General features: G+C 72.0%; 28 protein-coding genes. 14 read left to right on the top strand and 14 right to left on the bottom strand.

Annotated features, from left to right (window positions below):
• Positions 1–8: 8 nt before the first annotated feature.
• Both BCL65_RS17570 and BCL65_RS17565 read right to left on the bottom strand, forming a co-directional pair.
• The gene (locus BCL65_RS17570) at positions 9–770 is read right to left on the bottom strand and encodes an ABC transporter permease (RefSeq protein ID WP_106269816.1); all 762 of its coding nucleotides are present in this window, start codon (positions 768–770) and stop codon (positions 9–11) included.
• Complete coding sequence (locus BCL65_RS17565; protein WP_106269815.1) at positions 767–1,729, bottom strand: ABC transporter ATP-binding protein; 963 nt, start codon at positions 1,727–1,729, stop codon at positions 767–769. The genes BCL65_RS17570 and BCL65_RS17565 overlap by 4 nt, the downstream gene beginning before the upstream one ends.
• Positions 1,730–1,769: 40 nt before the next feature.
• Between BCL65_RS17565 and BCL65_RS17560 the strand changes: the two genes are divergently transcribed.
• The 9 genes from BCL65_RS17560 to BCL65_RS17520 all read left to right on the top strand — a co-directional run bounded on the left by BCL65_RS17560 (position 1,770) and on the right by BCL65_RS17520 (position 9,319).
• A complete protein-coding gene (locus tag BCL65_RS17560; protein WP_106269814.1) occupies positions 1,770–2,387 on the top strand; it encodes an HdeD family acid-resistance protein in 618 nt (205 codons plus the stop codon).
• A gap of 153 nt (positions 2,388–2,540) precedes the next feature.
• Positions 2,541–3,287, top strand: a complete 747-nt coding sequence (locus BCL65_RS17555; protein WP_106269813.1) for a helix-turn-helix transcriptional regulator — start codon at positions 2,541–2,543, stop codon at positions 3,285–3,287.
• Positions 3,284–4,747 (top strand): Fe-S cluster assembly protein SufB, encoded by a 1,464-nt coding sequence (gene sufB, locus BCL65_RS17550; RefSeq protein ID WP_106269812.1) that lies wholly within the window; start codon positions 3,284–3,286, stop codon positions 4,745–4,747. Before BCL65_RS17555 ends, sufB begins: the two co-directional genes overlap by 4 nt.
• 1 nt (position 4,748) lies before the next feature.
• Positions 4,749–5,957: a Fe-S cluster assembly protein SufD gene (gene sufD / locus BCL65_RS17545; protein WP_106269811.1), complete on the top strand. Its 1,209-nt coding sequence runs from the start codon at positions 4,749–4,751 to the stop codon at positions 5,955–5,957.
• A gap of 4 nt (positions 5,958–5,961) precedes the next feature.
• The gene (locus BCL65_RS17540) at positions 5,962–6,309 is read left to right on the top strand and encodes a non-heme iron oxygenase ferredoxin subunit (protein ID WP_106269810.1); all 348 of its coding nucleotides are present in this window, start codon (positions 5,962–5,964) and stop codon (positions 6,307–6,309) included.
• A 48-nt stretch (positions 6,310–6,357) separates the two neighbouring features.
• Positions 6,358–7,125, top strand: a complete 768-nt coding sequence (gene sufC, locus BCL65_RS17535) for a Fe-S cluster assembly ATPase SufC (RefSeq protein ID WP_106269809.1) — start codon at positions 6,358–6,360, stop codon at positions 7,123–7,125.
• 11 nt (positions 7,126–7,136) lie between these two features.
• Positions 7,137–8,441 (top strand): cysteine desulfurase, encoded by a 1,305-nt coding sequence (locus BCL65_RS17530; RefSeq protein ID WP_106269808.1) that lies wholly within the window; start codon positions 7,137–7,139, stop codon positions 8,439–8,441.
• Between the two features lie 13 nt (positions 8,442–8,454).
• On the top strand, positions 8,455–8,961 hold the full coding sequence (gene sufU, locus BCL65_RS17525) for a Fe-S cluster assembly sulfur transfer protein SufU (RefSeq protein ID WP_106269807.1): 507 nt from the start codon (positions 8,455–8,457) through the stop codon (positions 8,959–8,961).
• A complete protein-coding gene (locus BCL65_RS17520) occupies positions 8,954–9,319 on the top strand; it encodes a metal-sulfur cluster assembly factor (RefSeq protein ID WP_106269806.1) in 366 nt (121 codons plus the stop codon). The genes sufU and BCL65_RS17520 overlap by 8 nt, the downstream gene beginning before the upstream one ends.
• A gap of 85 nt (positions 9,320–9,404) precedes the next feature.
• On the opposite strand, the gene BCL65_RS17515 is transcribed toward BCL65_RS17520, so the two are convergent.
• From BCL65_RS17515 to BCL65_RS17485, 7 genes are read right to left on the bottom strand one after another with little or no spacing between them, the layout of a single operon-like run.
• Positions 9,405–9,941 (bottom strand): DUF1697 domain-containing protein, encoded by a 537-nt coding sequence (locus BCL65_RS17515; protein ID WP_106269805.1) that lies wholly within the window; start codon positions 9,939–9,941, stop codon positions 9,405–9,407.
• Between the two features lie 32 nt (positions 9,942–9,973).
• The gene (locus tag BCL65_RS17510; protein ID WP_106269804.1) at positions 9,974–11,473 is read right to left on the bottom strand and encodes a DUF2809 domain-containing protein; all 1,500 of its coding nucleotides are present in this window, start codon (positions 11,471–11,473) and stop codon (positions 9,974–9,976) included.
• Positions 11,474–11,489: 16 nt separating this feature from the next.
• On the bottom strand, positions 11,490–12,722 hold the full coding sequence (locus BCL65_RS17505; RefSeq protein WP_106269803.1) for a glutathionylspermidine synthase family protein: 1,233 nt from the start codon (positions 12,720–12,722) through the stop codon (positions 11,490–11,492).
• Positions 12,722–13,144: a DUF350 domain-containing protein gene (locus tag BCL65_RS17500; RefSeq protein ID WP_106269802.1), complete on the bottom strand. Its 423-nt coding sequence runs from the start codon at positions 13,142–13,144 to the stop codon at positions 12,722–12,724. The genes BCL65_RS17505 and BCL65_RS17500 overlap by 1 nt, the downstream gene beginning before the upstream one ends.
• Before the next feature lie 37 nt (positions 13,145–13,181).
• Positions 13,182–13,574, bottom strand: coding sequence for a tRNA-dihydrouridine synthase (locus BCL65_RS17495; protein ID WP_243401163.1), 393 nt, complete (start codon positions 13,572–13,574; stop codon positions 13,182–13,184).
• A complete protein-coding gene (locus BCL65_RS17490) occupies positions 13,571–14,956 on the bottom strand; it encodes an APC family permease (RefSeq protein ID WP_207767767.1) in 1,386 nt (461 codons plus the stop codon). Before BCL65_RS17490 ends, BCL65_RS17495 begins: the two co-directional genes overlap by 4 nt.
• Positions 14,953–15,396, bottom strand: coding sequence for a potassium channel family protein (locus BCL65_RS17485; protein WP_165800079.1), 444 nt, complete (start codon positions 15,394–15,396; stop codon positions 14,953–14,955). Before BCL65_RS17485 ends, BCL65_RS17490 begins: the two co-directional genes overlap by 4 nt.
• Before the next feature lie 218 nt (positions 15,397–15,614).
• Between BCL65_RS17485 and BCL65_RS17480 the strand changes: the two genes are divergently transcribed.
• Positions 15,615–17,213, top strand: a complete 1,599-nt coding sequence (locus tag BCL65_RS17480) for an ABC-F family ATP-binding cassette domain-containing protein (RefSeq protein WP_106269799.1) — start codon at positions 15,615–15,617, stop codon at positions 17,211–17,213.
• A 26-nt stretch (positions 17,214–17,239) separates the two neighbouring features.
• Here BCL65_RS17480 and BCL65_RS17475 read toward each other — a convergent pair whose 3' ends face one another.
• The 3 genes from BCL65_RS17475 to BCL65_RS17465 are packed head-to-tail and all read right to left on the bottom strand — an operon-like array spanning position 17,240 to position 18,746.
• The gene (locus BCL65_RS17475; protein WP_243401162.1) at positions 17,240–18,124 is read right to left on the bottom strand and encodes an SURF1 family cytochrome oxidase biogenesis protein; all 885 of its coding nucleotides are present in this window, start codon (positions 18,122–18,124) and stop codon (positions 17,240–17,242) included.
• Entirely contained in the window at positions 18,121–18,360 is a 240-nt protein-coding gene (locus tag BCL65_RS17470; RefSeq protein ID WP_106269798.1) for a hypothetical protein, read from the bottom strand. The genes BCL65_RS17475 and BCL65_RS17470 overlap by 4 nt, the downstream gene beginning before the upstream one ends.
• Positions 18,360–18,746, bottom strand: coding sequence for a DUF3099 domain-containing protein (locus BCL65_RS17465; RefSeq protein WP_106269797.1), 387 nt, complete (start codon positions 18,744–18,746; stop codon positions 18,360–18,362). Before BCL65_RS17465 ends, BCL65_RS17470 begins: the two co-directional genes overlap by 1 nt.
• Before the next feature lie 173 nt (positions 18,747–18,919).
• On the opposite strand from BCL65_RS17465, the gene fabG reads away from it, so the two are divergent.
• From fabG to BCL65_RS17450, 3 genes are read left to right on the top strand one after another with little or no spacing between them, the layout of a single operon-like run.
• A complete protein-coding gene (fabG, locus tag BCL65_RS17460; RefSeq protein WP_165800078.1) occupies positions 18,920–19,642 on the top strand; it encodes a 3-oxoacyl-ACP reductase FabG in 723 nt (240 codons plus the stop codon).
• 59 nt (positions 19,643–19,701) lie between these two features.
• On the top strand, positions 19,702–20,469 hold the full coding sequence (fabI, locus tag BCL65_RS17455) for an enoyl-ACP reductase FabI (protein WP_106269795.1): 768 nt from the start codon (positions 19,702–19,704) through the stop codon (positions 20,467–20,469).
• A gap of 10 nt (positions 20,470–20,479) precedes the next feature.
• On the top strand, positions 20,480–21,043 hold the full coding sequence (locus tag BCL65_RS17450; protein ID WP_106269794.1) for a SixA phosphatase family protein: 564 nt from the start codon (positions 20,480–20,482) through the stop codon (positions 21,041–21,043).
• Here the strand turns inward: BCL65_RS17450 and serB are convergent.
• Positions 21,040–21,753, bottom strand: coding sequence for a phosphoserine phosphatase SerB (gene serB / locus BCL65_RS17445; RefSeq protein ID WP_106269793.1), 714 nt, complete (start codon positions 21,751–21,753; stop codon positions 21,040–21,042). The two genes, BCL65_RS17450 and serB, sit on opposite strands and share 4 nt — an antisense overlap.
• The gene (gene glgC / locus BCL65_RS17440) at positions 21,746–22,990 is read right to left on the bottom strand and encodes a glucose-1-phosphate adenylyltransferase (protein ID WP_106269792.1); all 1,245 of its coding nucleotides are present in this window, start codon (positions 22,988–22,990) and stop codon (positions 21,746–21,748) included. Before glgC ends, serB begins: the two co-directional genes overlap by 8 nt.
• Before the next feature lie 107 nt (positions 22,991–23,097).
• Between glgC and BCL65_RS17435 the strand changes: the two genes are divergently transcribed.
• The gene (locus BCL65_RS17435) at positions 23,098–24,072 is read left to right on the top strand and encodes an IS481 family transposase (protein ID WP_106269288.1); all 975 of its coding nucleotides are present in this window, start codon (positions 23,098–23,100) and stop codon (positions 24,070–24,072) included.

The raw sequence follows: 24,072 nt of genomic DNA, 5'->3' as shown, positions 1-24,072 counted from the left end.
CGCGCGGATCAGTGCCAGCGGAAGAGCTTGCTCGCCCCGGCACCGAACGCGGCCGTCCACCCGAGCAGGACCACCACGCTGAGTGCCGGCACGCCGGTGCCGAGCAGCGCCCCACGCAGTCCTTCACCGAGCGCGCCGGAGGGCAGGAACGCGGCCACGTGGGCCAGCGGGCCGGGAAGCTCGGCGGGCGGCACGATCAGCCCGCCACCCACGACCAGGAGCACGAGCACGAGGTTCGCCACGGCGAGCACCCCCTCGGCACGCAGGGTGCCGGCGAGCAGCAGGGCCAGCGCGGTGAACGCCGCGGTCCCGAGCAGCCCGAGCCCGAGAGCGGGCAGGACGCCGGCGAGCACGGGCTGCCAGCCGAGGCCGAGCGCGACGGCGCCGATCACCGCGACCTGGACCACCTGCACCGCCAGCACCCCGAGGATCTTCCCGGCGAGCAGGCCGCCTCGCCCGAGCGGGGTCGTGGCCAGGAGCCGGAGCACACCGTTGCGACGGTCGAACGCGGTGGCGATCGACTGCGACGTGAAGGAGGTGGTGACGCACGCCAGCGCGAGGATCCCGGGCGTCACGAAGTCCACCCGGTCGACGCCGCCGGTGTCGAGGTCGACGACGGAGGTGCGCACGAGCCCGACGAGGAGCAGGACGGGCACCACGATCGTCACGAGCAGCTGCTCGCCGTTGCGCAGGATCGCGCGGGTCTCGAACGAGGCCTGGGCGGCGATCCGTCGTCGGGCCGGTGCGGGCGCGGGGAAGGGGCTGGTCATCGCAGGTGCCGTCCGGTGAGGTCGAGGAACACGTCTTCGAGGGTGCGGCGGCCCACGGTGAGGCGCGTGACCAGGGTGTCCTGAGCGGCGAGCCATCCGGTCAGCGCCTCGAGGGTCGCCGGTGCCACGGGTCCGGCGAGCACGTACTCGCCGGGCTCCGCCTCGACGGCCGACCATCCGGCGTCGGGCAGGTCGCGCGCCAGGTGGGCGGCGAGAGCACCGACCGGCAGGCCCGGTCGCGCGGCGAAGCGGACCCGGGGTGCGCTGCCGGAGGCGCCGTCGGAGAGGAGGTGCGGGACGTCGCCCGAGGCGATCACCCGGCCGTGGTCGACGACGTGGACGACGTCGGCGAGGTCCTCGGCCTCGTCCATGAGGTGGGTGGTCAGGACGACGGCGACGCCGTCGGCGCGCAGCTCGCGCACGAGGTCCCAGACCGCGTGCCGCGACTGCGGGTCCATGCCGGCGCTCGGCTCGTCGAGGAAGACGACCTCCGGCCGCCCGACGACCGCGGCGGCCAGGGCCAGGCGCTGCCGCTGGCCTCCGGACAGCCGCCGCACGGCGGTCCGGGCGAACGCGTGCAGGCCGAGGCGCTCGGCCAGCTCGTCGACGTCGCGCGGCGCGGCGTACATGCGGCTGACGTGCCGCAGCATCTCCATCGCGCGCACCCCGGTCGGCAGGCCGCCGTCCTGCAGCATGACGCCGACCCGCGGGCGCAGGGCGGCGGCGTCGGCGACCGGGTCGAGACCGAGGACGCGGACCGTCCCGCCGTCGGGGGAGCGCAGGCCCTCGCAGCACTCGACGGTGGTGGTCTTGCCGGCGCCGTTGGGTCCCAGCACCGCGGTGACGGCTCCGGCGGTAGCCTGCAGGTCGAGGCCGTCGACGACGTCGCGGCCGCCGTACGTCTTGCGCAGTCCGCGCACGTCGACGGCGCCGCCGGGTGGCGTATCGGTGGTGGGCACCAGAAGATTCTACGGACGCGTCCAGACACCAGGAGTGACGATGACCTTCTACACCTTCGCCCAGCCCGCCGACCTCGCGCAGCTCGCGCGTCGCATCTGGTACTGGCCCGTGGTCCGCGGCGTGCTCGCAGTGGCCTTCGGGCTGCTGGCCGTCTTCCTGCCGGACAAGACGCCGGGGTTGCTGGTCCAGGTCTTCGGCGCGTTCGTCGTCGTCGACGGGATCGTCTCGCTCGTGGACGGACTGCGTCGCCGGGGCAGCCAGGCCGGGTCGGTGAACGTCGGCATCGGCGTGGTGGCGATCGTCTTCGGCGGGGTGCTGCTGTTCCTGCCGGGTCTCGCGCTCGGGCTCGTGCTCGCGCTCATCGCGGTCTGGGCGCTGGCCTTCGGCCTGCTGCAGATCTTCGGGGCCTTCGCCATGCGGACCCGGGGCGGCGCGTCGTGGCTGTGGACCCTCGTCTCGGGCCTGCTGTTCGTCGCGCTGGCGATCGTCTGCTTCACCAACCCCGGTGGCACGATCGAGGTGATGTCGGTGATCATCGGCATCTTCGCCGTCGTCATCGGGGTCGCCCTGGTGGCGCTCGGGGTCAAGCTCCGGGCCCTCGCCGCGCAGGGACCGGCGAGCGGTGACGTCATCGACGGCGAGGTCGTCGAGGGCTGAGCCGTGCCGGTGAACGGCCGGTGAAACCTGTGTGACGTACGTCGCACGTCGTCGGAGGACCTGCGGTTTCGCGGGTTCGGTGAGGCATGCCTTGCTTGACATCCCTGATTACGCAACAAGGATGTTCTGTATATCGACGACGGAGGTGAGCACGTGACGACGACCCAGACCCCTTGGGGCGCGCCCGCCGCTGCCCACGCCTCCCACGCCGAGAGCGACGGCACCCGCCGCCGGGTGCTCGAGCTCGTCGCCACCGAGGGCCCGGTGACCGCCGGTCGCCTCGCCGACGTCCTCGGGCTCACCCAGGCCGCCGTCCGGCGTCACCTGGCCGGGCTCGAGAGCGACGGCACCATCACGGTGCACGACGGCGGCGCCGGGGCGGGGCGGGCCCGCCGCGGCCGGCCGGCGCGGCACTACGTCGTCAGCACCGCCGGGCAGGCCGAGCTCGGCGAGCAGGACTCCGAGCTCGCCACCCAGGTGATGCGGTACCTGCGCCGCACGGGCGGCGACGAGGCCGTCGAGGCGTTCGCCACCGAACGGAACGACGCCGTCGTGCGGCGCTACGCCCCTCGGCTGACCGCCACCGACCCCCAGGAGCGGGCAGCCCAGCTCGCCGACCTGCTCGCGGCCGACGGCTACGCCTCCTCGGTGCGGCCTGTCGTCGGACCGCTCGTCCCGACCGTCCAGCTGTGCCAGGGCCACTGCCCGGTCCAGCACGCCGCCGAGGACTTCCCCGAGCTGTGCGAGGCCGAGGCCCGCGCGTTCTCCGAGCTGCTCGGCACGCACGTCCAACGCCTGGCCACCCTCGCAGGCGGCGCGCACGCCTGCGTCACGAACATCCCGCTGACTCCCCCCACCCCCGCCGGCCGCTCCGGCGGCACGCAGGAAGGATCACGATGAGCGCTCCTACCCAGGACGCCGCCGCCAAGGCGGCAGAGGCACAGACCGAGAGGCCCTCCGACGACGAGATCATCGCCTCGATCGGCTCGTACGAGTACGGCTGGCACGACACCGACGAGGCCGGTGCGGTCGCCGAGCGCGGCCTGAACGAGTCCGTCGTGCGCAACATCTCCCTGCTGAAGAACGAGCCCGAGTGGATGCTCAAGGCCCGGCTCAAGGCTCTGCGCCTCTTCGGCAAGAAGCCCATGCCGAGCTGGGGTGCCGACCTCACCGGCATCGACTTCGACCGCATCAAGTACTTCGTGCGGTCCACCGAGAAGCAGGCCACCAGCTGGGAGGACCTGCCGGAGGACATCAAGGCCACCTACGACAAGCTCGGCATCCCCGAGGCGGAGAAGCAGCGCCTCGTCGCCGGCGTGGCCGCGCAGTACGAGTCCGAGGTCGTCTACCACCAGATCCGCGAGGACCTGGAGGAGCAGGGCGTCATCTTCGTCGACACCGACACGGGCCTGCGTGAGTACCCCGAGCTGTTCCAGGAGTACTTCGGCACGGTCATCCCCGCCGGTGACAACAAGTTCTCGGCGCTGAACTCGGCCGTCTGGTCGGGCGGCTCGTTCGTCTACGTGCCCCCGGGCGTCCACGTCGAGATCCCGCTGCAGGCCTACTTCCGGATCAACACCGAGAACATGGGCCAGTTCGAGCGGACGCTGATCATCGCCGACGAGGGCTCCTACGTGCACTACGTCGAGGGCTGCACCGCGCCGATCTACTCGTCGGACTCGCTGCACAGCGCCGTCGTGGAGATCGTCGTCAAGAAGAACGCCCGCGTGCGGTACACGACCATCCAGAACTGGTCGAACAACGTCTACAACCTGGTGACCAAGCGCGCCACGGCCGAGGCCGGCGCACAGATGGAGTGGGTCGACGGCAACATCGGCTCCAAGGTCACCATGAAGTACCCGGCGATCTACCTGCTGGGCGAGCACGCCCGCGGCGAGACGCTGTCCATCGCCTTCGCCGGCGAGGGCCAGCACCAGGACGCGGGCGCCAAGATGGTGCACGCCGCGCCCCGGACGTCGTCGTCGATCGTGTCGAAGTCCGTCGCGCGTGGCGGCGGCCGCACGTCGTACCGCGGGCTCGTGCAGGTGCTCGAGGGTGCCGAGGCGTCGGCGTCCAACGTGCTCTGCGACGCGCTGCTCGTGGACCAGATCTCCCGGTCCGACACCTACCCGTACGTCGACGTCCGCGAGGACGACGTGTCCATGGGGCACGAGGCGACGGTGTCCAAGGTGAGCGCCGACCAGCTGTTCTACCTCATGTCCCGAGGCCTGGACGAGACCGAGGCCATGGCCATGATCGTGCGCGGGTTCGTCGAGCCCATCGCGCGTGAGCTGCCCATGGAGTACGCGCTCGAGCTCAACCGCCTCATCGAGCTGCAGATGGAAGGGTCCGTCGGCTGATATGACTGCCACCACCACCGATCACTCACGCGCCGCGGCCGACGGCGCCCACTCCCACGGAGTGGTTCCCGCCGGGTCCCGCGCCGAGCGGGTGACCTCCTTCGACCTCGCGGACATCCCCGTCCCCTCGGGCCGCGAGGAGGAGTGGCGCTTCTCGCCGGTCGCCCGCCTCCAGCCGCTCTTCGCGGAGACCCTGGGCGCCGACGGCGTCACGGTCGCCGTCGACGCGGCACCCGAGGTCAAGGTCGAGACGGTCGCCCGCGACGACGCACGCCTCGGCAAGGCCGGCAAGCCCGGTGACCGCACGGCGGTCAGCGCCTGGAACGCCGTGGCCGAGGCCACCGTCGTCACGGTGCCCGCCGAGGCGGTCGCCTCCGACGTGACGTCCGTCCGCATCGACGGTGTCTCGCAGGACGCGACCGCGCAGCACCTCCTGGTGCACGCCGAGCGGCACTCCGAGGCTGTCGTCGTCATCGACCACCGCGGCGTCGCGCTGCTGAACCAGACCGTCGAGGTCGTCGTCGACGAGGGCGCGCACCTGACCGTCGTGTCCGTCCAGGACTGGGCCGACGGCGCCGTGCACGCGGCCGCGCACCGCTCCACGATCGGCCGTGACGCTCGCCTCAAGCACGTCGTGGTGACGTTCGGCGGCGACGTCGTGCGCATCACCCCCGACGCGACGTTCACCGCCGAGGGCGGCGAGGTCGAGATGGTCGGGCTGTACTTCGCGGACGCGGACCAGCACCAGGAGCACCGCCTGTTCGTCGACCACGCGGTGCCCAGCTGCAAGTCGCGCGTGACGTACAAGGGCGCGCTGCAGGGGTCGGGCGCACACACCGTGTGGGTCGGTGACGTCCTCATCCAGGCCGAGGCCGAGAACACGGACACCTACGAGCTCAACCGCAACCTCGTCCTCACCGACGGGGCACGGGCGGACTCGGTGCCGAACCTCGAGATCGAGACCGGCGAGATCGCGGGAGCCGGCCACGCGTCGGCGACCGGCCGGTTCGACGACGAGCAGCTCTTCTACCTGATGGCCCGTGGTATCCCGGAGGTCGACGCGCGTCGGCTCGTGGTGCGCGGCTTCTTCGCGGAGCTCATCGACGAGATCGGTGTGGCCGCCGTCGAGGAGCGGCTCCTCGCCTCGATCGAGGCCGAGCTCGAGAAGTCGATGAGCGTGATCACCGGCGTCCCCACCGCGGCGGAGTGACGGCGTGACCAAGCAGATCGTCGCCACGACGGCCGACCTCGGACCCGAGGAGGCCAAGCTCGTCGAGCTGGACGCCGCGGACGGCTCCACCGTCCCTGTCGCGCTCGTGCGGGACGCCGACGGCGACTTCCACGCGATCAGCGACATCTGCTCCCACGGAGCGGTGTCGTTGTCCGACGGCGAGGTCGAGGGCTGCCGGGTGGAGTGCTGGCTGCACGGCTCGCAGTTCGACCTGCGGACCGGTCGGCCGCTGCAGCTGCCTGCCACCCGGCCGGTGCCCGTCTACCCGGTGACCGTGGAGGGCGACCAGGTGCTCGTCGACATCGACGAGCCGGTCGCCGTCGCGTCCTGACCCACTCTTCTCGATCCGAGACTTTCGACACACTTTGGAGAACCACTGATGTCCACCCTGGAGATCCGCGACCTGCACGTCAGCGTCGAGACCAAGGAAGGGCCGAAGCCGATCCTGCGCGGCGTCGACCTGACCATCAAGTCCGGTGAGACGCACGCCATCATGGGGCCGAACGGCTCCGGCAAGTCGACCCTCGCCTCGGCCCTGGCCGGGCACCCCAAGTACGAGGTCACCTCCGGCACCGTGACGCTCGACGGCGAGGACGTCCTCGCCATGAGCGTCGACGAGCGTGCCCGCGCCGGCCTCTTCCTCGCGATGCAGTACCCCGTCGAGGTCCCCGGCGTCTCCGTGGCGAACTTCCTGCGCACCGCCAAGACCGCCATCTCCGGCGAGGCCCCGGCCCTGCGTACGTGGGGCAAGGAGGTCAAGGGCGCGATGGAGAACCTGCGCATCGACAGCTCCTTCGCGGAGCGCTCGGTCAACGAGGGCTTCTCCGGCGGCGAGAAGAAGCGCCACGAGATCCTGCAGATGGAGCTCTTCAAGCCGCACTTCGCGATCCTCGACGAGACCGACTCCGGTCTCGACGTGGACGCGCTGCGCGTCGTCTCCGAGGGCGTGAACCGCGCCAAGGAGAACACCGACGTCGGCGTCCTGCTCATCACGCACTACACGCGCATCCTGCGCTACATCAAGCCCGACTTCGTCCACGTCTTCGTGGACGGCCGGATCGCCGAGGAGGGCGGCCCCGAGCTCGCCGAGCGGCTCGAGGACGAGGGCTACGACCGCTTCCTGACCGGCGCCACGGCGTCGGCCTGACGGAGCGCATCATGACCGCCGCCGACACCGTGCGCCCGGCCGAGGCACTCACCGCGAGCGAGCTCGCCGCGGTGCGCGCCGACTTCCCGCTGCTCGGGCGCACGGTGCGGGGCGGCAAGCCGCTGGTCTACCTGGACTCGGCGGCGACCTCGCAGAAGCCGAACGTGGTGCTCGAGGCCGAGGTCGAGTTCTACGAGCAGCGCAACGCCGCCGTGCACCGCGGCGCGCACCAGCTCGCCGAGGAGGCGACCGAGGCGTTCGAGTCCGCACGGGCCGCGGTCGCCTCGTTCGTCGGGGCGGACGACGGCGAGATCGTCTGGACGCCGGGCGCGACGGCGGCGATCAACCTCGTGGCCTACGCGTTCTCGAACGCCACGGCCGGGCGCGGGGGAGCGGCGGCCGAACGGTTCCGGCTGGAGCCGGGCGACGAGATCGTCGTGACCGAGGCCGAGCACCACGCGAACCTCGTGCCCTGGCAGGAGCTCTGCGCCCGCACCGGGGCCGTGCTGCGCTGGTTCGGCGTGGGCGACGACGGCCGTGTCGACCTCTCGGACGTCGACTCGGTGATCGGCGACCGCACGCGCATCGTGGCGTTCGGCCACGTGTCGAACGTGACGGGTGCCGTCGGTCCCGTCGCCGAGCTCGTCGCCGCCGCCCGTCGCGTGGGCGCGTACACCGTGCTCGACGCCTGCCAGTCGGTGCCGCACCTGCCCGTCGACCTGCCCGCCCTCGGCGTGGACTTCGCCGCCTTCAGCGCGCACAAGATGCTCGGGCCCACCGGCGTGGGCGTCCTCTACGCACGCCGCGAGCTGCTCGAGGCCATGCCACCCGTCACCACGGGCGGCTCCATGGTCGAGGTCGTCACGATGGAGGCCACCACCTACGCGCCCCCGCCGCAGCGGTTCGAGGCCGGTACGCAGATGGTCGCCCAGGCCGTGGGCATGGGCGTGGCCGCGCAGTGGCTCGACGAGCTCGGGATGGCCCGCGTCGCCCGGCACGAGCAGGAGCTGGCCGCCGAGCTGCTGCGCATCACCGAGATCCCCGGCGTGCGGGTGATCGGCCCGACCGACACGCGAGACCGCCTCGCCGTCGTCTCGTTCGTCGTCGACGGCGTGCACGCGCACGACGTGAGCCAGGTGCTCGACGACCGCGGCATCGCCGTCCGGGTCGGGCACCACTGCGCGCAACCGCTGCACCGCCGGTTCGGTGTGGCCGCCACGGCCCGGGCCTCGGCGTCGGTGTACACCACCGTCGACGAGATCACGGCGTTCCGGGAAGCGCTGACGGGTGTGCGAGCGTTCTTCGGTGCAGAGTGAAGAAGGAGGGCGCATGAGCGGCTCGTTGGAGCAGATGTACCAGCAGGTCATCCTCGACCATGCGAAGCACCCGCACGGTCGCGGCCTCGTCGAGCCCGCCGCCGGGCACCTGGCGGGCGAGTCCCACCAGGTGAACCCGACGTGCGGCGACGAGGTCACCCTGCGGGTCGACGTCCGGACGGACGACGTCGGTCCGGCGGTGGTCTCGGGCGTGTCGTGGGAGGGTCAGGGATGCTCGATCTCCCAGGCCTCCGTCTCCGTCATGACGGAGCTCGTGACCGGCCGGGAGATCGCCGACGTGCGGCAGCTCGACGCGACCTTCCACGCGCTCATGGCCTCGCGCGGCAAGGGGCTGGACGACGACGCGGCGCTCGACGCCCTCGGTGACGGTGAGGCGTTCACCGGCGTCTCGCAGTACCCCGCCCGCATCAAGTGCGCGCTGCTCGGCTGGGCAGCGCTCAAGGACTCGTTGGCGCGCAGCGGCGCGCTGGCCGACCCCACCGGAGGAACCGATGACTGAGAACACGACCGAGACGGCTGCGCCGGCAGCGGCCGGCCCGACGCCGGGCGCGACGACCGCCGCTGACGTCGAGGAGGCCATGCGCGACGTCATCGACCCCGAGCTCGGGATCAACGTCGTCGACCTCGGCCTCGTCTACGGCGTCGAGGTGGACCAGAACAACCACGCCACGATCGACATGACCCTGACGTCGGCGGCGTGCCCGCTCACCGACGTCCTGGAGGACCAGTCGGCACAGGCCCTCGAGGGGCTCGTCTCCGGCCACCGGATCAACTGGGTCTGGATGCCGCCGTGGGGCCCGGAGAAGATCACCGACGACGGTCGCGAGCAGCTGCGGATGCTGGGCTTCAACGTCTGACTCGCAGCCCTGACGTGTGCCGGCACGTCGGGTGAAGGCCTTGGCCGCGTCCAGGGAGTGCGCCAGGCCGACCGGCCGGCCATCGCTACGACCGCTCGGCGGCGAGCGCGGCGAGCTTCGTCACCGTGTTCATGTTCCGGGTCGTCGCTCGGCCGGTCGCGCCGGGCAGGTGCAGCCTGCTCCGCCCCATGCCCTGCGGGTAGTGCACGTAGATCTCCTGGTCACCCAGGGCGATCTCCTCCTCGGCGACTCCTCGTGCACGCCCGGCCGTGTCGGCGTCGGGCGGCGCGTCGAGGAAAACCACGCCGACCCGGCTCGGCACCGCGGACGGGAACGGGTTCGCGGCACGGACGCGTGCCATCTCGGCCGGTGTCCGGATCACGACGCCCACCGGCCTGCCCGCGTATTGGTGCAGGGCGGCCTCGAGGGCGTCGCGGGCGGCGTCGGCGTCGAGACCGGTGGAGAACAGCACGTTCCCGCTCGCGATGTAGGTGCGCACGTCGTCGAACCCGATCCGCTCGCACATCGCACGCAGGTCGCTCATCGGCAGCTTGCCGGTGCCGCCCACGTTGACGGCGCACAGCAGGGCCACGAACGAACGGTTCTCCGGTGATTCGGTCACGGCACCACCGTAGGCGAAGCGGCCGGCCTCGATCAGTAGCCGAGCGGCGTCTCGACCGACTCCCAGTGCCACGGCTCCGGGAGACGGCCGTCCGGCTCCGCCCACGCCGGGTGGGTCCAGCCGTACTCCTCGGCGTGCTCCTTCATCCAGGCGTACCGCGCGCCGTCGAAGCTCTCGGGGCCCATGCTGAGGTCGACGGCGGTGCCCAGCCCGTGGTTCGAGCAGCCGGGGGGAGCGGCGAGGGGGTTCGGCTGGTCCGGGTTGTAGACCGCGAGCTGGTCGTCGTACGAGCGGTAGCCGGAGTTCACGGTGAGGTGCTCGCCGAACTCCGCCTGGTAGGCCTCGTCGAGCGCGACGAGGCCCTCGAGCAGGTCCGCCCGCACGGAGTGCTGCGGTGCCCACGGGATCGGCGCGAGACGTTTCGCGGCCAGCTTCCCTGCCTGCGGGAACCACACCTGGTCGGGTTCGGGGCAGACGGCGGCGTCCTGGGCCGACATCAGGTCGTGGGTGGCGAGATCGACGTCGTCGCGACGCGTGGTCAGGTCGCCCGCCACGCTCTCCAGCTCGGCCAGCGGCAGCTCGGTGAGCTGGTCCGGTCCGGTGGTCGTGTGCGCGGCGGTCGCCGCGTCGAGGGCGTCGCGCAGCGCGGCCCTCGCGGACTCGTCGGCCGCCTGGCCGGCGTCGGCCAGCTCGTCGGTGGCCGTCAGGATGCGTTCGGCCTTGCGCTGCACGGGAGCGAACGTCTCCCGGACCTCGGCCGCCGCGGTCGTCGCGAACGTGCGGCGGGAGTCGTGCACCGCGGTCACGGCCCGTTCGAGCCGCTCACCGGCGTCGGTGGCGTCGCCCGGCCGCCGGTCGAGGACCGGCCTGCCCTCCAGGACGGTGCCGGCGTCGTCGATCGCGGTCGACAGGGCCGACCGGACGTCGTCGTCGGCGACCTTGTCGGCGGATCCGTCGAGCTCGGCCTGCGCGACCTCGACCTGAGCGGCCAGCTCGTCGGCCTCGATCGACAGGCTCCGCCCGACGCCGATCCCCACGGCGGCGACCACGCCCAGCAGGGTGAGCGGGACGAGGAAGGCCGTGACGCGCCGGCCGGCCGGGCGGGCCCGCGCGGCACGCACGTGCCGCAGCGCCTCGTCGACAGCCTCCGGACGTCCGCCGACGACGACGAGCAGAGCACCGCCCAGGAACGCTCCGAGCGCGTACCAGGCGAGGTCCGCCGCACCGAACGTCGTGCCCAGCACGAACCGTGCGGCGGGCAGACGCTCGAGCAGCGCTGCGGGCCACTCGGTGAGGTGCGACAGCTCGATCGCCGTGCAGAGAGCGAGTGCTGTCGCGGACGCCAGGCCACGGGGTGCGCGCGGGAAGACCAGGACCACGAGCCAGACGACGAGCATCGCGTAGAGGACGTCACCGAGCGGTCCGGCGACGTCGGCGGGCAACCACCGCCGTCCGCCCAGCCCCGCGAGCACGGTCACGACGACGAGCACCGCCGATGCTGCGCGGGGGACGCGGGCGTCGGGCGAGGTCACGGGTGAACCCTACCCATCACTCCGCGAGCCAGGCCTGCACCTGGGCCTCGTCGGGCATGCGGGCGTCCCCGATGACGTGCGGCACGACGCGTGAGTAGTAGTCGGTGACCGGACCGTCTGACTCGCGCACCAGGCATCCGGCGGCGACCCCGCCGACGACCCACGACCCGAGGACCACGCGGTTGCCGTCGAAGTCGGGCAGGGGGACGTACTCCTGGTACACGAGCGGCTGGTCGCCGTAGTCGCCGTCGTTGACCTGTTCCAGGCCGGCGGCGTGCACGTGGACGTTGTCGCCCTCGCGGCCCCACAGCGGCTTGGCGACCCACTCGGACATCCCGCGTGGCTCGCCGAGGTAGGCGGGGAGCAGGTTCGGGTGCCCGGGGAACATCTCCCACAGCACGGGCAGGATCGCCTTGGTGGACAGCAACATCTTCCACGCCGGCTCCAGCCACTGCACGGGCCGGTCCTCGGCGCCCGCCAGGACGTGGGCCCCGAAGGGCTCGTGCACCATGTCCTCCCACGGGTACAGCTTGAACGCCGCTCGCACCGGCAGGTCGAAGTCGTCGACGAACCGGCCGCCCCGGGCGTCCGTCGTCCAGCCGAGCTGGTCGATGGGGTGCCCGAACGTCCGGGCACCCGCCAGGGCGGCCGTGTCGCGCAGGTAGGTGACGGTCATCTCCTCCTCGCCGGAGTCGTCGACCGTCGAGTGCAGGAAGTGCACGCCGTCGGGGTAGCGGCCGGCGGCCAGCTCCTCGGACCACCAGCGCACCAGACGGTCGTGCACGGAGTTCCACTGGTCGCGGTACGGGAAGACGTCCTCCAGCCAGTTCCACTGGGCGACGGCCGTCTCCACCAGGCCCGTGGGGGTGTCCCCGTTGATCTCGAGCATCTTGGCGGGCCCGGTGCCGTCGTAGACGAGGTCGAAGCGCGCGTACACCGACGGGTCGTCGCGGTCGAGCGACGCCTGAGCGAGCGCCAGCGAACCGCTCGGCAGGCACAGGTCGGTGTCGCTGTAGCGGCGCACCATCTCGCCCGCGGCCTCGCGGCACATGCCGTAGAGCTCGTCGGTGGCCGCCTCGAGCTGCTCCACCTCCGACATCGAGAACTCGTACCAGGCGGCCTCGTGCCAGTACGGCACCTCGTCCGTCGTGCCGTCGGCACGTTCCACCGGCGTGACCGGGAAGACCAGCCCCTGGGACTCGACCGTCGAGCGCCAGCCGAGCCGCGGGGTGATGGGGTGGCGGCGCATCAGGCGATCGAGGCGACCACGACGAGCGCGACGGCGACGATGACGCCGGCGCTCACGCCGGCCAGCGGCACGACGGGGCCGGGGACGGTGACCTCCTCGCCCAGCGTGCCCGGTGTGACCGCATCGACCAGGCGCCAGGCGAGCGCCTGCAGGAGCACGCCGACGACGCTGAACGCCACCGTCCAGGCGAGCGCCACACCGAACGCCGAGTCCGCGTTGGTCCAGATGGCGGTGAAGACGATGAAGCCCTGGGCCACCATCCACGTGGCCGACACCAGGGCCGCCGAGTGGGAGCGGTGCAGGTGCTCGCCGAGCGAGCCCGGTGTGAGGAGGTCCAGCACCTTCCACGACGCGATGAGCACGAGGGTGCCGACGACGCAGTAGGCGGCACCGTAGGAGAGGGCGGAGAGGAGGTCGATCACGTCGAGCCTTTCGGGGGGTGGTGGGCCGATGGCCGGGTCAGGAGCTGGACTTGCCGCTGCCGCCGAAGCCGCCGCGCGTGACGGTGCCGCCGTCGGCGGACACTCCGCCCTTGGCCGTCGATCCGCGCAACGTCGAGGAGTCGAACGTGCCCGAGGTCGTCGCGTACGACGAGCCGACGGCCGGCGCGCGGGAGCCCGCCCGGACGTAGTACCAGTAGTGCCCGCCCCCGGTGCCGGTGGCTGAGCCGTGGTAGTCGTCGTCGTCCTCGTCGCAGAGATCGTCGTCGACGCGTTCCGTCGTCTCCGGGTCGACGCAGATCGCGCGGTTGTCCGCCTCGGGTGCGCAACCGGTGAGGGATGCGGCGACGAGCGCGGTCACCCCGAGGGTGACCGACGCGCTCCGCATACGGCGGCGGGCTGGGAACGTCACGGACGGGTCTCCTGGGGGGTCGGGTGCGGGGACTGGATCGGGGCGGTGCGTCGCGCACGCAGCAGCGGCGCACCGAGCGCGAGGGACAGGGCGACGACGCCCAGCGAGACGGCGCTGAGGTCGAACAGGGACACGACGAGGACACCGGCGAAGACGACGGCGGCGAGGCCCGGCACGACCAGACGCCACAGCGGGCGGGCCCGCACGCCGTCGGCGTAGGGGTAGCGCAGGGCGGCCACCGCCGTGACGAGGTAGTACCCGGAGACCAGCACCGCCGTGGCGGCCACGGAGTCCCACAGCACGGCTTCCGAGGTGCACACGAGCAGCACGTACAGGCCGACCGACGCGACCGTGAAGACCCACGTCGCGGTCGAGGGCGTGCCGTGCCGCGAGATCCCCGCCAGCCGGGACGACCCGACCCCGTCCCGTCCCATCGCGAGCAGCGTACGAGTGGTGGGCAGGACCGTCGTCTGCGCCGACGCCAGTCCGGAGACCAGCACCGCCGCGACGAGCACCGTGCCGCCCGTGGTGCCCATCAGGTCCCCGGCGAGCACCGCGAAGAAGTCGTCGTCGGCGACGTCGGCCAGCCGGTCGGTGCCGGCCCAGGTGATCGCTGCCCAGGTGACCACGACGTAGAGCACCACGAGGACGCCGTTGGCCGCGAGGGCCGCGACCCCGGGTGTCTCGCGAGGGTCGTCGGACTCCTCGTTCGTCGAGAACGACGAGTCCCAGCCCCAGTAGAGGAACACGGCGGCGAGGAAGGCGGCGCTCCAGCCGTCGACGCCGCCGGTCCCGGTGGCCTGGAGCGTCGGCCAGGTGATCCGTTCGGCCTCGGCCAGCGCACGAGCAGCGAACCACAGCAGCGCGACGACCTCGATGACCACCAGCACCGCCTGGAGCCGGGCGGCGAGCTGCACGCCGCGGTAGGCGAGCCACGCCATCACCACGATGCCCACGGAGCCGACCGCCGCCCGGGCCAGCGGGGAGTCGGCCAGGGTCTCCGCGCCGAGCAGCTCGAAGGCGTAGACGGCGGTCACCAGGGCGAGGTTCGCCATGACCAGCAGGCAGGCGGTGATGGTGAGCCAGCCGGAGAGCGCGCCGGTCCGCGGGCCGAGCGCACGCTGCGCCCAGGAGTAGGCGGTGCCGCAGTCCGGCTGCGCGCGGTTGAGCTCACGGAAGCAGAGCGCGACGAGCACGACGGGCACCGCGGAGAGCAGCAGCGCGGTGGGCGACGCCGTGCCGACCGCCGCGGCCAGCACCCCGACGGTGACGGCCAGCGAGTACGCCGGCGCGGTCGAGGCGATCCCGAACACCGACGAGTCGAGACGCGAGACGACCCCGGCACGCAGACCCGGCGCAGGCGGAGCGTCCGGAGCGTTCACCGGTCGGTCTCGAGCGTCGGGCGGTCGTACTCCTCGACCGACTGCGGCACGGGGACGTCCAGCTTCTCGCACACGCGGACCAGCATGTCCCGCACGTCGTCGACGTCGTCCTTGAGCTCCTCCTGCTCCTCGTGGGAGAAGAGGTGCGGATCCTGCACGAGCCGGGCGGCGAGCCGTGCGGTCGCGACGGCCACCAGCGCCACGCTGGAGACCATGAGCCACATGGCGGTCACCCGCCCTGCCGTCGTCGCGGGGGAGAGGTCGCCGTACCCGGCGGTGGTGGCGGTGGTGACCGCCCAGTACAGCCCCTCGAAGTAGTCGACGCCCTCCAGGACGGCGAACACCCCGGCGCACACGGCGACGTTGGCGACGATGGCCGTCACGACCCGCCGGCCGGCGTCGCACAGCCACGACACGACACCGGTTACGTGCTGGATCACTGCCGGCTCTCCTTCGTCCTCGGCGTTCTCACCAGCCCGAACGTCGGTACCGGCGATGCGGGCCGCAGCCTAGGGGTAACCGGCGCCGGTCGTCCAACGCCTCTCACGGTGCGGGAGAACCCGGTCTCTCGGTGTGACCTGCGCCGCGGCCGTGCGCGGCTCCGCACCGTAGACTGGCAGCGGACCCCCGAACCTGCTTTCTGAAGGACACCTCTGCCTTGATCACCGCCCACGGCGTCGAGCTGCGCTTCGGCGCCCGCGTCCTGCTGCACGAGGCCACGTTCCGCGTGGCCCCGGGCGACCGCATCGGCCTGGTCGGCCGCAACGGCGCCGGCAAGACCACGCTCACCAAGACCCTCGCGGGCGAGACCTTGCCGGCCGGGGGCACGATCACGCGCGGCAACGAGATCGGCTACCTGCCGCAGGACCCGCGCACCGGGGACCTCGACGTCGTCGCGATGGACCGGGTCCTCAGTGCGCGCGGCCTCGACCAGATCGTGGCCAAGATGCGGCTGGCGGAGAAGGAGATGGCCAGCGAGGACGCCGACGTCCAGGCGGCGGCGATGGAGCGCTACCCGAAGCTGGAGACGCGGTTCCTCGCGGCCGGCGGCTACTCCGCGGAGTCGGAGGCGCACCGGATCACCAGCAACCTGGCGCTCGACGACCGCATCCTCGGCCAGCCCCTGCACACGCTGTCCGGTGGCCAGCGCCGCCGCGTCGAGCTGGCACGGATCCTGTTCTCGGGGGTCGACACGCTGCTGCTGGACGAGCCCACCAACCACCTGGACGCGGACTCGATCGTCTGGCTGCGCGACTACCTCAAGTCGTACTCCGGCGGGTTCATCGTGATCTCTCACGACGTCGAGCTGCTGCGCGCGACGGTGAACAAGGTCTTCCACCTGGATGCCAACCGTGGGGAGCTGGACCAGTACAACCTCGGCTGGGACGCCTACATCGGTCAGCGCGAGCAGGACGAGCGCCGTCGCCGTCGCGAGCGTGCCAACGCCGAGAAGAAGGCCGGCACGCTGCTGGCGCAGGCCAACAAGATGCGGGCCAAGGCGACCAAGGCGACCGCCGCGCAGAACATGATCAAGCGCGCCGAACGGATGCTCGCCGGCACCGAGGGCGAGCGGCAGACGGACAAGGTGGCCGCGCTGCGGTTCCCGAAGCCGGCACCCTGCGGGAAGACCCCGCTCACCGCTCGCGAGCTGTCGAAGAGCTACGGCTCCCTGGAGGTGTTCGCGGGCGTCGACCTGGCGATCGACCGGGGCTCGCGTGTGGTGATCCTCGGCCTCAACGGCGCCGGCAAGACGACGATGCTGCGGCTCCTGGCCGGCGTCGAGACCCCGGACACCGGCGAGGTCCTGCCGGGCCACGGGCTCAAGATGGGTTACTACGCCCAGGAGCACGACATGCTGGACATGAACGCCACCGTCGTCGAGAACCTGCGGCACAGTGCACCGGACCTCACCGACACCCAGGTGCGGACCACCCTCGGATCGTTCCTCTTCAGCGGGGACGACGCCGACAAGCCGGCGCACGTGCTGTCCGGCGGGGAGAAGACACGGCTCGCCCTGGCCACGCTCGTCGTCTCCAGCGCGAACGTCCTGCTCCTGGACGAGCCGACCAACAACCTCGACCCGGCCTCGCGCGCCGAGATCCTGGGTGCGCTGAACACCTACGAGGGCGCCGTCATCATGGTCACCCACGACGACGGCGCCGTCGACGCGCTCAACCCGGAGCGGGTGCTGCTGCTGCCCGACGGCGACGAGGACCTGTGGTCGGACGACTACGCGGAGCTCGTGTCGCTCGCCTGAGGCGCCCGTGCGGAGCCGCGGTGGCGTCAGCCCCGGTGGCCCGGGCGCGCCGCGTCGACGAGCGCGTCCTCGTGCTCCTCGTCCACCCGGCGTGGCCGGCGGCGCTCGCGGCGCGGCCGCGAGGATCCCTCGGGTTCCTCGGCGGCGATGAGCTCGCCGGCGGTGACGGTGGCAGCGCGCGTCTCACGCCGCCACAGCAGCACGAAGCCGCCGACCGCACCGAGGGCGAAGATCGCCCACTGGAACGTGTAGCTGAGGTGGGAGCCGGGGTCGGTGTCCGGCCGGGGCGCCGGGACCAGGGCCTGGTCGGCGGCCGGGTCCTCGCTGCGCATCTGCCCGTACGCGCCGACGGTCCCGCCGTCGGCCGTGCTCGCGCCCTGCGTGGCGGCCAGCACCTGCTCGGTGTTGATCCGCGACACCGTCCCGCCCTCGGCGCCACGGTCGGCGGCGGGCTCGTCGGCCCGGAGCGTGACCGTCACGGCGACCTGGCCGGCCGGGGGGTCGGGGACGGACGCGGCCTCGCTGGCGTCGGCGCCGAGCGGGACGAACCCGCGGTCGACGACGATCACCACGGGCTCTCCGCCGAGCTCGGTGCGCAGCGGCACCAGCAGGTGGAAGCCGGGGGTGCCGTTGACCGGACGGTTGCGCAGGAGCACCGTGTCCTCGGGAACGTACTCGCCGACGACGACGGCGGGCCGCCACACGTCGTCGGCCGCGAGCGTCGACCCGGGACCGGCGACGAGCTCCTCCAGCGGCACGGGCTGCGCGGCGTAGTTCGCGTCGACGAGGTCGATCTGCTCCTGGCGGTCGGTGTACCGGTGCCACTGCCAGAACGCCGCGAGCACGCACAGGGCCGCGAGCAGCACCGCGGCGAGACCGAGCGTGACCCACTGCCGACGGGTCCGCTTCACACGTGCTCCAGCTCGCCGACGGGCACGGTCTGCTTCCAGAACGACCGCGCGCCGAGGAACTGCTCGAGGTGCTCGCGGTGGTCGTCGCAGGCGAGCCACACCTTGCGGCGTTCGGGCGTGTGGAGCCTCGGGTTGTTCCACAGCAGGCCCCAGCGGGCCTCGGCGCGACAGCCCTTGGCGGAGCACACGAGCTCGTCGGCGGCCACGGGGTCGGCGCCCAGTCCGAGCACGTCCATCAGTCGTCCTTCCGGTCGGCTGTCCCGGTCGACGGCGGGTCGTCGGTGTGCTCCACCACGCGCACGCCCGGGTCCTCCAGGGGAACGGTGGTCGCCTCGATCTGGCGAGGCTGTGCAGGCGGGGTGGCCGGTACGCCGGAGGACTCCCGCGTGGAGCGGTCGCGACCGGCGTTGGCGAGCAGCACCGCAGAGTATGGCAGCACGACGGCGCCGGCGAAGCAGACCCACATCAGCCAGCCTTCCACGAGGAGAGCGGCAGCCAGGATCAGGACGATCCGCAGTCCCATCTGGAGCAGGTACTGGCGCAGGCGCCGACTCTGGTCCTCGGCGAGACTCGCCGGGACGCCCGTGATCGAGGGGACCTCGTGAGGCCGGGGCGTGCTCACCCGTCCAGTCTACGGCCGCTCACACGCTGCTCGGTCTTTGGAGGAATCCGACAATCCCGTCCGACGACGTGTGCCTCGGCGTCAGCGCGGGACAGGTCCGGCACCGGGGTACGGTCGCACAGGCGCACCGCCGTGCACCCGGGCCGCAGGTCCGTCGTCGAGAGGAGCATCCCGTGGCAGAGCAGGCAGCATCCGGCCGTGTGGTCGTCGTGACCGGGGCCGCGCGCGGCATCGGTCGCTCGATCGCCGAGCGATTCGTCGCCGCCGGGGACACGGTCGCGACGATCTACCGGGGCGGCGACCTGCCGGAGGGCGTCCACGGATTCGTGGCGGACGTCACGGACAGCGCGGCGGTCGACGCCGCGTTCGGCGAGATCGAGGCGCAGCTCGGCATGCCCACGGTGCTGGTCGCCAACGCGGGCGTGACCCGCGACCAGCTGCTGATGCGGATGAGCGACGAGGAGTTCGAACAGGTCGTCGACGTGAACCTCACGGGGACGTTCCGCTGCGTGCGGCGCGCCTCCAAGCCGATGATCCGGGCCCGGTCGGGACGGATCGTGCTGATCGGGTCGGTCGTCGGGCTCTACGGCGGTCCCGGTCAGGTCAACTACTCCGCGACGAAGGCCGCGCTCGTGGGCATGGCCCGGTCGATCACCCGCGAGCTCGGTGGTCGCGGGATCACGGCCAACGTGGTCGCCCCCGGTTTCGTGGAGACCGACATGACCGCCGCGCTGCCCGAGGACACCCAGAAGAAGTACCGGGACGCGATCCCCGCCGGTCGGTTCGCGACACCGGACGAGGTCGCCGGCGTGGTGGAGTTCCTCGCGTCGGACGCCGCGGGCTACGTCTCCGGTGCTGTGGTGCCGGTCGACGGCGGCCTCGGCATGGGTCACTGAACTGTCCCTCGGGCGCATCGCCCGATACGCTCCCACCAGAACTTTACTGAAAGGTCACCATGGCTCTGCTCGACGGCAAGAAGCTGCTCATCACGGGCGTCCTGACGGACAGCTCGATCGCTTTCCACGCGGCGCGGCTCGCCCAGGAGGAGGGCGCGGAGATCGTCCTGACGTCGTTCGGTCGGCAGATGAAGCTGACCCAGGCGTTCGCCAAGCGGCTTCCCGTGACCGCGCCGGTCGTCCAGCTCGACGTGACCAGCTCCGAGGACCTGGACTCGCTCGCCGACCAGGTGCGGGAGCACACCGACCGCCTCGACGGCGTCGTGCACTCGATCGGCTTCGCGCCGCAGAGCGTGATGGGGGGCAACTTCCTCTCGGCGGGATGGGACGACGTCGCCACCGCGGTGCAGGTCTCGACCTTCTCGTACAAGTCGCTCATCACGGCGGCCCAGCCGCTGATGACCGACGGTGGTGCCTACGTCGGACTCACCTTCGACGCCGGGTTCGCCTGGCCCGTCTACGACTGGATGGGAGTCGCGAAGGCCGGGCTCGAGTCCGCCAACCGGTACCTCGCCCGCGACCTGGGCCCGTCGGGCATCCGGGCCAACCTGGTCTCCGCGGGGCCGATCCGCACGACCGCCGCCAAGTCCATCCCCGGCTTCGAGGCCATGGAGGACGCGTGGCCGCGCCGCGCGCCCCTCGGCTGGGACCAGACGACGGCGGAGCCGGCGGCTCGCGCGGTCGTCGCGTTGCTGTCCGACTGGTTCCCCGCGACCACGGGCGAGATCGTGCACGTGGACGGCGGCGTCCACGCGATGGGTCAGTGAGCGAGGTCCTGTGAAGCAGCCGAAGCACGCGGTCGACGTCCCGGACAAGGGACGTCGGCTCGTGCTGCTTCGGCACGCCAAGGCCGAGCCCGGCAAGGGCGCCGTGCTCGACGCGGATCGCGCGCTCGCGCTGAACGGCCGCAAGCAGGCGGGCCGGGTCGGGATGGCCCTGACGGCGGCCGGTCTGGTTCCCGACCTCACGATCGTGTCCTCCGCGCTGCGCACCCGCCAGACCTGGGAGCTCGCCCGTGCCCACCTGGGCAACCACGGCGAGCGCAACCACCTCGCCGCCGAGGTGCGCGACGAGCTCTACGCGGCCAGCATCGCCGACGTGCTCGCGCTGGTCAGGGACGTGGACCCGGAGGTCAGGACGCTGCTGGTCATCGGGCACGAGCCCACGATGGCGGCCACCGCCGCCTACCTCGCCGACAAGTCGTCGGACGACGCCGCACTGGCCCAGGTCCGTGTCGGGGTGCCGACGGCGACCTACTCGGTGCTGCACGCCACCAAGCAGCCGTGGTCGGAGTGGGGCAAGCGGTCGGCCACGCTGCTGCGGGTCGGCCGCCCGAGCTAGGCCCGGGCTGCCGGGGCGGCGGCGTCGACCTCGTCGATCACGCGCAGCACCTCGTCGAGCCGCGGCCCGTCGAGCCGGTAGGGCGCCTGCTCGCGCACGAGCGGCTTCGCGGCGAACGCGATGCCGATCCCGGCGGCGCGGATCATGTCGAGGTCGTTGGCGCCGTCGCCCACCGCGACGGTGTCGGCCATGTCCAGGTCCAGCTCGGCCGCCCACTCGCGCAGGGTGGCCTCCTTGTCGGCACGGTCCACGACCGGGCCCACGGTCCGGCCGGTGAGGACGCCGTCGGCCACCTCCAGGCGGTTCGCGCGCCAGCGGGTGATCCCGAGCGATGCCGCGAGCGGTGCCAGGATCTCGGCGAACCCGCCCGAGACGAGGCCGATCTCCCACCCGCGGCGCTGGACCTCGGCCGTGAGCTCGGCGGCGCCGGGCATCAGGACCACCGCCTCGCGCACCGCGTCGAGCGCGGACACCGGCACACCGGCGAAGGTGGCGACGCGTTCGCGCAGCGAGGCGGCGAAGTCGAGCTCGCCCCGCATGGCGCGCTCGGTCACGGCGGCCACCTCGTGCCGGGTGCCGGCGTGCTCGGCGATGAGCTCGATGACCTCCTGCGTGACGAAGGTCGAGTCGACGTCGGTCACGACGAGCCGGCGACGACGCGGCGGGCCGGACGGGCGGGGACGGGGCGCGGCGGGGGCGCTCTCAGGCAACGTGGGAACCCTTCGGGACGACGGTGATCCCCGAGTCGGTGACGGTGAAGCCCCGGGCCCGGTCCTCCTCGTGGTCGACGCCGATCCGGGCCCGTTCGTCCACCACCACGAACTTGTCGAGGATGGCGCGGTGCACCTGGGCGTGCCGGTGCACCTGGACGCCGTCCATCACCACGGAGTCGGTGACCGTCGCCCAGGAGTGCAGGTGCACGCCCGGGGACAGGATGGACCCTGCGACGGTCGCGCCGGAGACGAGGACACCTGGTGAGACGATCGAGTCTGCCGCGTGCCCGAGACGCCCCGGGCCGGCGTGGACGAACTTCGCCGGCGGCAGGCCGGTGTAGCCGGTGTACAGCGGCCAGTCCTCGTTGTACAGGTTGAAGACCGGCTGTACCGCGATCAGGTCCTTGTTGGCGTCGAAGTACGCGTCGATCGTCCCGACGTCACGCCAGTACGCCCGGTCCCGGTCGGTGGAACCGGGGACCTCGTTGCGGATGAAGTCGTACACGCCGGCGGTGCCCTCCTCGACGAAGGCCGGGACGATGTCGCCGCCCATGTCGTGCCGGGAGTCGGGATCGGCGGCGTCCTTCGTGACCGCCTCGACGAGGGCGTCGGCGTCGAAGACGTAGTTGCCCATGGAGGCCAGCACCTCCTGCGGGGAGTCGGGCAGCCCGACGGGTGCCACCGGCTTCTCGAGGAAGTCGCGGATGCGCGTCGGGTCCTCCGGCTCGACGTCGATGACGCCGAACTGGTCCGCCAGCGCGATCGGCTGGCGGATCGCCGCGACGGTGGCGCGGGCGCCCGACTCGACGTGCGCGTCGACCATCTGCGAGAAGTCCATCCGGTAGACGTGGTCGGCACCGACCACGACGACGATGTCGGGCCGTTCGTCGTCGATGATGTTCAGGCACTGGTAGATCGCGTCCGCCGAGCCGAGGTACCAGTGCTTGCCGACGCGCTGCTGCGCCGGGACGGACGAGACGTAGTTGCCCAGCAGCGGGGACATGCGCCACGTCTTGGAGATGTGCCGGTCCAGCGAGTGCGACTTGTACTGCGTCAGCACGATGACCTGCAGGTAGCGCGAGTTGATGATGTTCGACAGGGCGAAGTCGACCAGCCGGTAGATGCCGCCGAACGGGACGGCGGGTTTGGCGCGCTGGGCAGTGAGCGGCATGAGTCGCTTGCCCTCTCCGCCGGCGAGGACGATGGCCAGGACCCGGGGATGTGACGACGCCATGCCCCGACCCTAGGTGTACTGACCCGGCAGGTTGTTGACATAGCGAGAGACCTCCGGGTCGAGTGGGAGCTGTCTAGGAACCCGGCTCGTACCAACGGAGGTCTCTCGTGTCCCACGCTAACGCCCGGCTGACGCCTGCTGGAAGATTCACGATGGTCCGGCGGATCGCGGCAGGTCGCCCGGTGGCGCACGTCGCGGCTGAGATGGGTGTCTCGCGCACCACGGCGTGGCGGTGGTGGCGCCGCTACGAGCAGCAGGGTCGGGCGGGTCTGGTGGATCGCTCCTCACGGCCGCGCTCGTGCCCGCATCGCACCCACGCGTGCACTGAGGCCAGGATCCGGATCTGGCGGCACCTGGCCCGCCGTGGTCCGGTGGATCTGGCTCGCCGGGTCGGGGTGCCAGCCTCCACCGTGGGGCGTGTTCTGGCCCGCCACCACACGCCGTTGTTGCACGAGTGCGACCCGCTCACCGGGCAAGTGATCCGCGCCTCGCGGCGAACGCCGCGCCGCTACGAGCACCCGCATCCGGGATCGCTGGTGCACATCGACGTCAAGAAGCTCGGCCGCATCCCCGATGGCGGCGGGTGGAAGGTTCATGGGCGCGGGCAGCGCCCGCACCGCAAGCGAGGGCTCGGGTTCGACTACGTCCATACCGCGATCGATGACCACTCCCGGCTGGCCTACGCGGAGATCCACGACGATGAGAAGGGCACGACCTGCGCCGGGTTCCTGGCCCGGGCCACGGCGTTCTACGCCGCCCACGGCATCACCATCGAACGGGTCTTGAGCGACAACGCGAAGAACTACCGCCAGTCACACGCGTTCCGCGACGCCGCAGCCGGCCTGGGCATCCGGTTGAAGTTCATCAAGCCGCACTGCCCCTGGACCAACGGCAAGGCCGAACGCCTCAACCGGACCCTGGCCACCGAATGGGCCTACGCCCGGGCCTACGACTCCAACTCCGAGCGCGCCCGCGCCTTGCCGATCTGGCTCGACCACTACAACCTGGAACGACCCCACACCGGCATCGGCGGCCTACGCCCCATCGACCGAATCAACAACGTCCCGAGTCAGTACACCTAG

This window comes from Isoptericola halotolerans, from assembly GCF_003003075.1.
Taxonomy (GTDB): Bacteria; Actinomycetota; Actinomycetes; order Actinomycetales; family Cellulomonadaceae; genus Isoptericola; species Isoptericola halotolerans_A.
Note: the sequence above shows the minus strand (reverse complement) of the source record. Positions and strands in the feature narration are given on the sequence as shown.

Coding starts and splice junctions, on each gene's coding strand:
- BCL65_RS17520 (WP_106269806.1), top strand. CDS start 8,954: ATGACTGAGAACACGACCGAGACGGCTGCGCCGGCAGCGGCCGGCCCG.
- BCL65_RS17570 (WP_106269816.1), bottom strand. CDS start 770: ATGACCAGCCCCTTCCCCGCGCCCGCACCGGCCCGACGACGGATCGCC.
- BCL65_RS17505 (WP_106269803.1), bottom strand. CDS start 12,722: ATGCGCCGCCACCCCATCACCCCGCGGCTCGGCTGGCGCTCGACGGTC.
- glgC (WP_106269792.1), bottom strand. CDS start 22,990: ATGGCGTCGTCACATCCCCGGGTCCTGGCCATCGTCCTCGCCGGCGGA.
- sufU (WP_106269807.1), top strand. CDS start 8,455: ATGAGCGGCTCGTTGGAGCAGATGTACCAGCAGGTCATCCTCGACCAT.
- sufC (WP_106269809.1), top strand. CDS start 6,358: ATGTCCACCCTGGAGATCCGCGACCTGCACGTCAGCGTCGAGACCAAG.
- BCL65_RS17530 (WP_106269808.1), top strand. CDS start 7,137: ATGACCGCCGCCGACACCGTGCGCCCGGCCGAGGCACTCACCGCGAGC.
- sufD (WP_106269811.1), top strand. CDS start 4,749: ATGACTGCCACCACCACCGATCACTCACGCGCCGCGGCCGACGGCGCC.
- BCL65_RS17470 (WP_106269798.1), bottom strand. CDS start 18,360: ATGGACGTGCTCGGACTGGGCGCCGACCCCGTGGCCGCCGACGAGCTC.
- fabI (WP_106269795.1), top strand. CDS start 19,702: ATGGCTCTGCTCGACGGCAAGAAGCTGCTCATCACGGGCGTCCTGACG.
- BCL65_RS17560 (WP_106269814.1), top strand. CDS start 1,770: ATGACCTTCTACACCTTCGCCCAGCCCGCCGACCTCGCGCAGCTCGCG.
- sufB (WP_106269812.1), top strand. CDS start 3,284: ATGAGCGCTCCTACCCAGGACGCCGCCGCCAAGGCGGCAGAGGCACAG.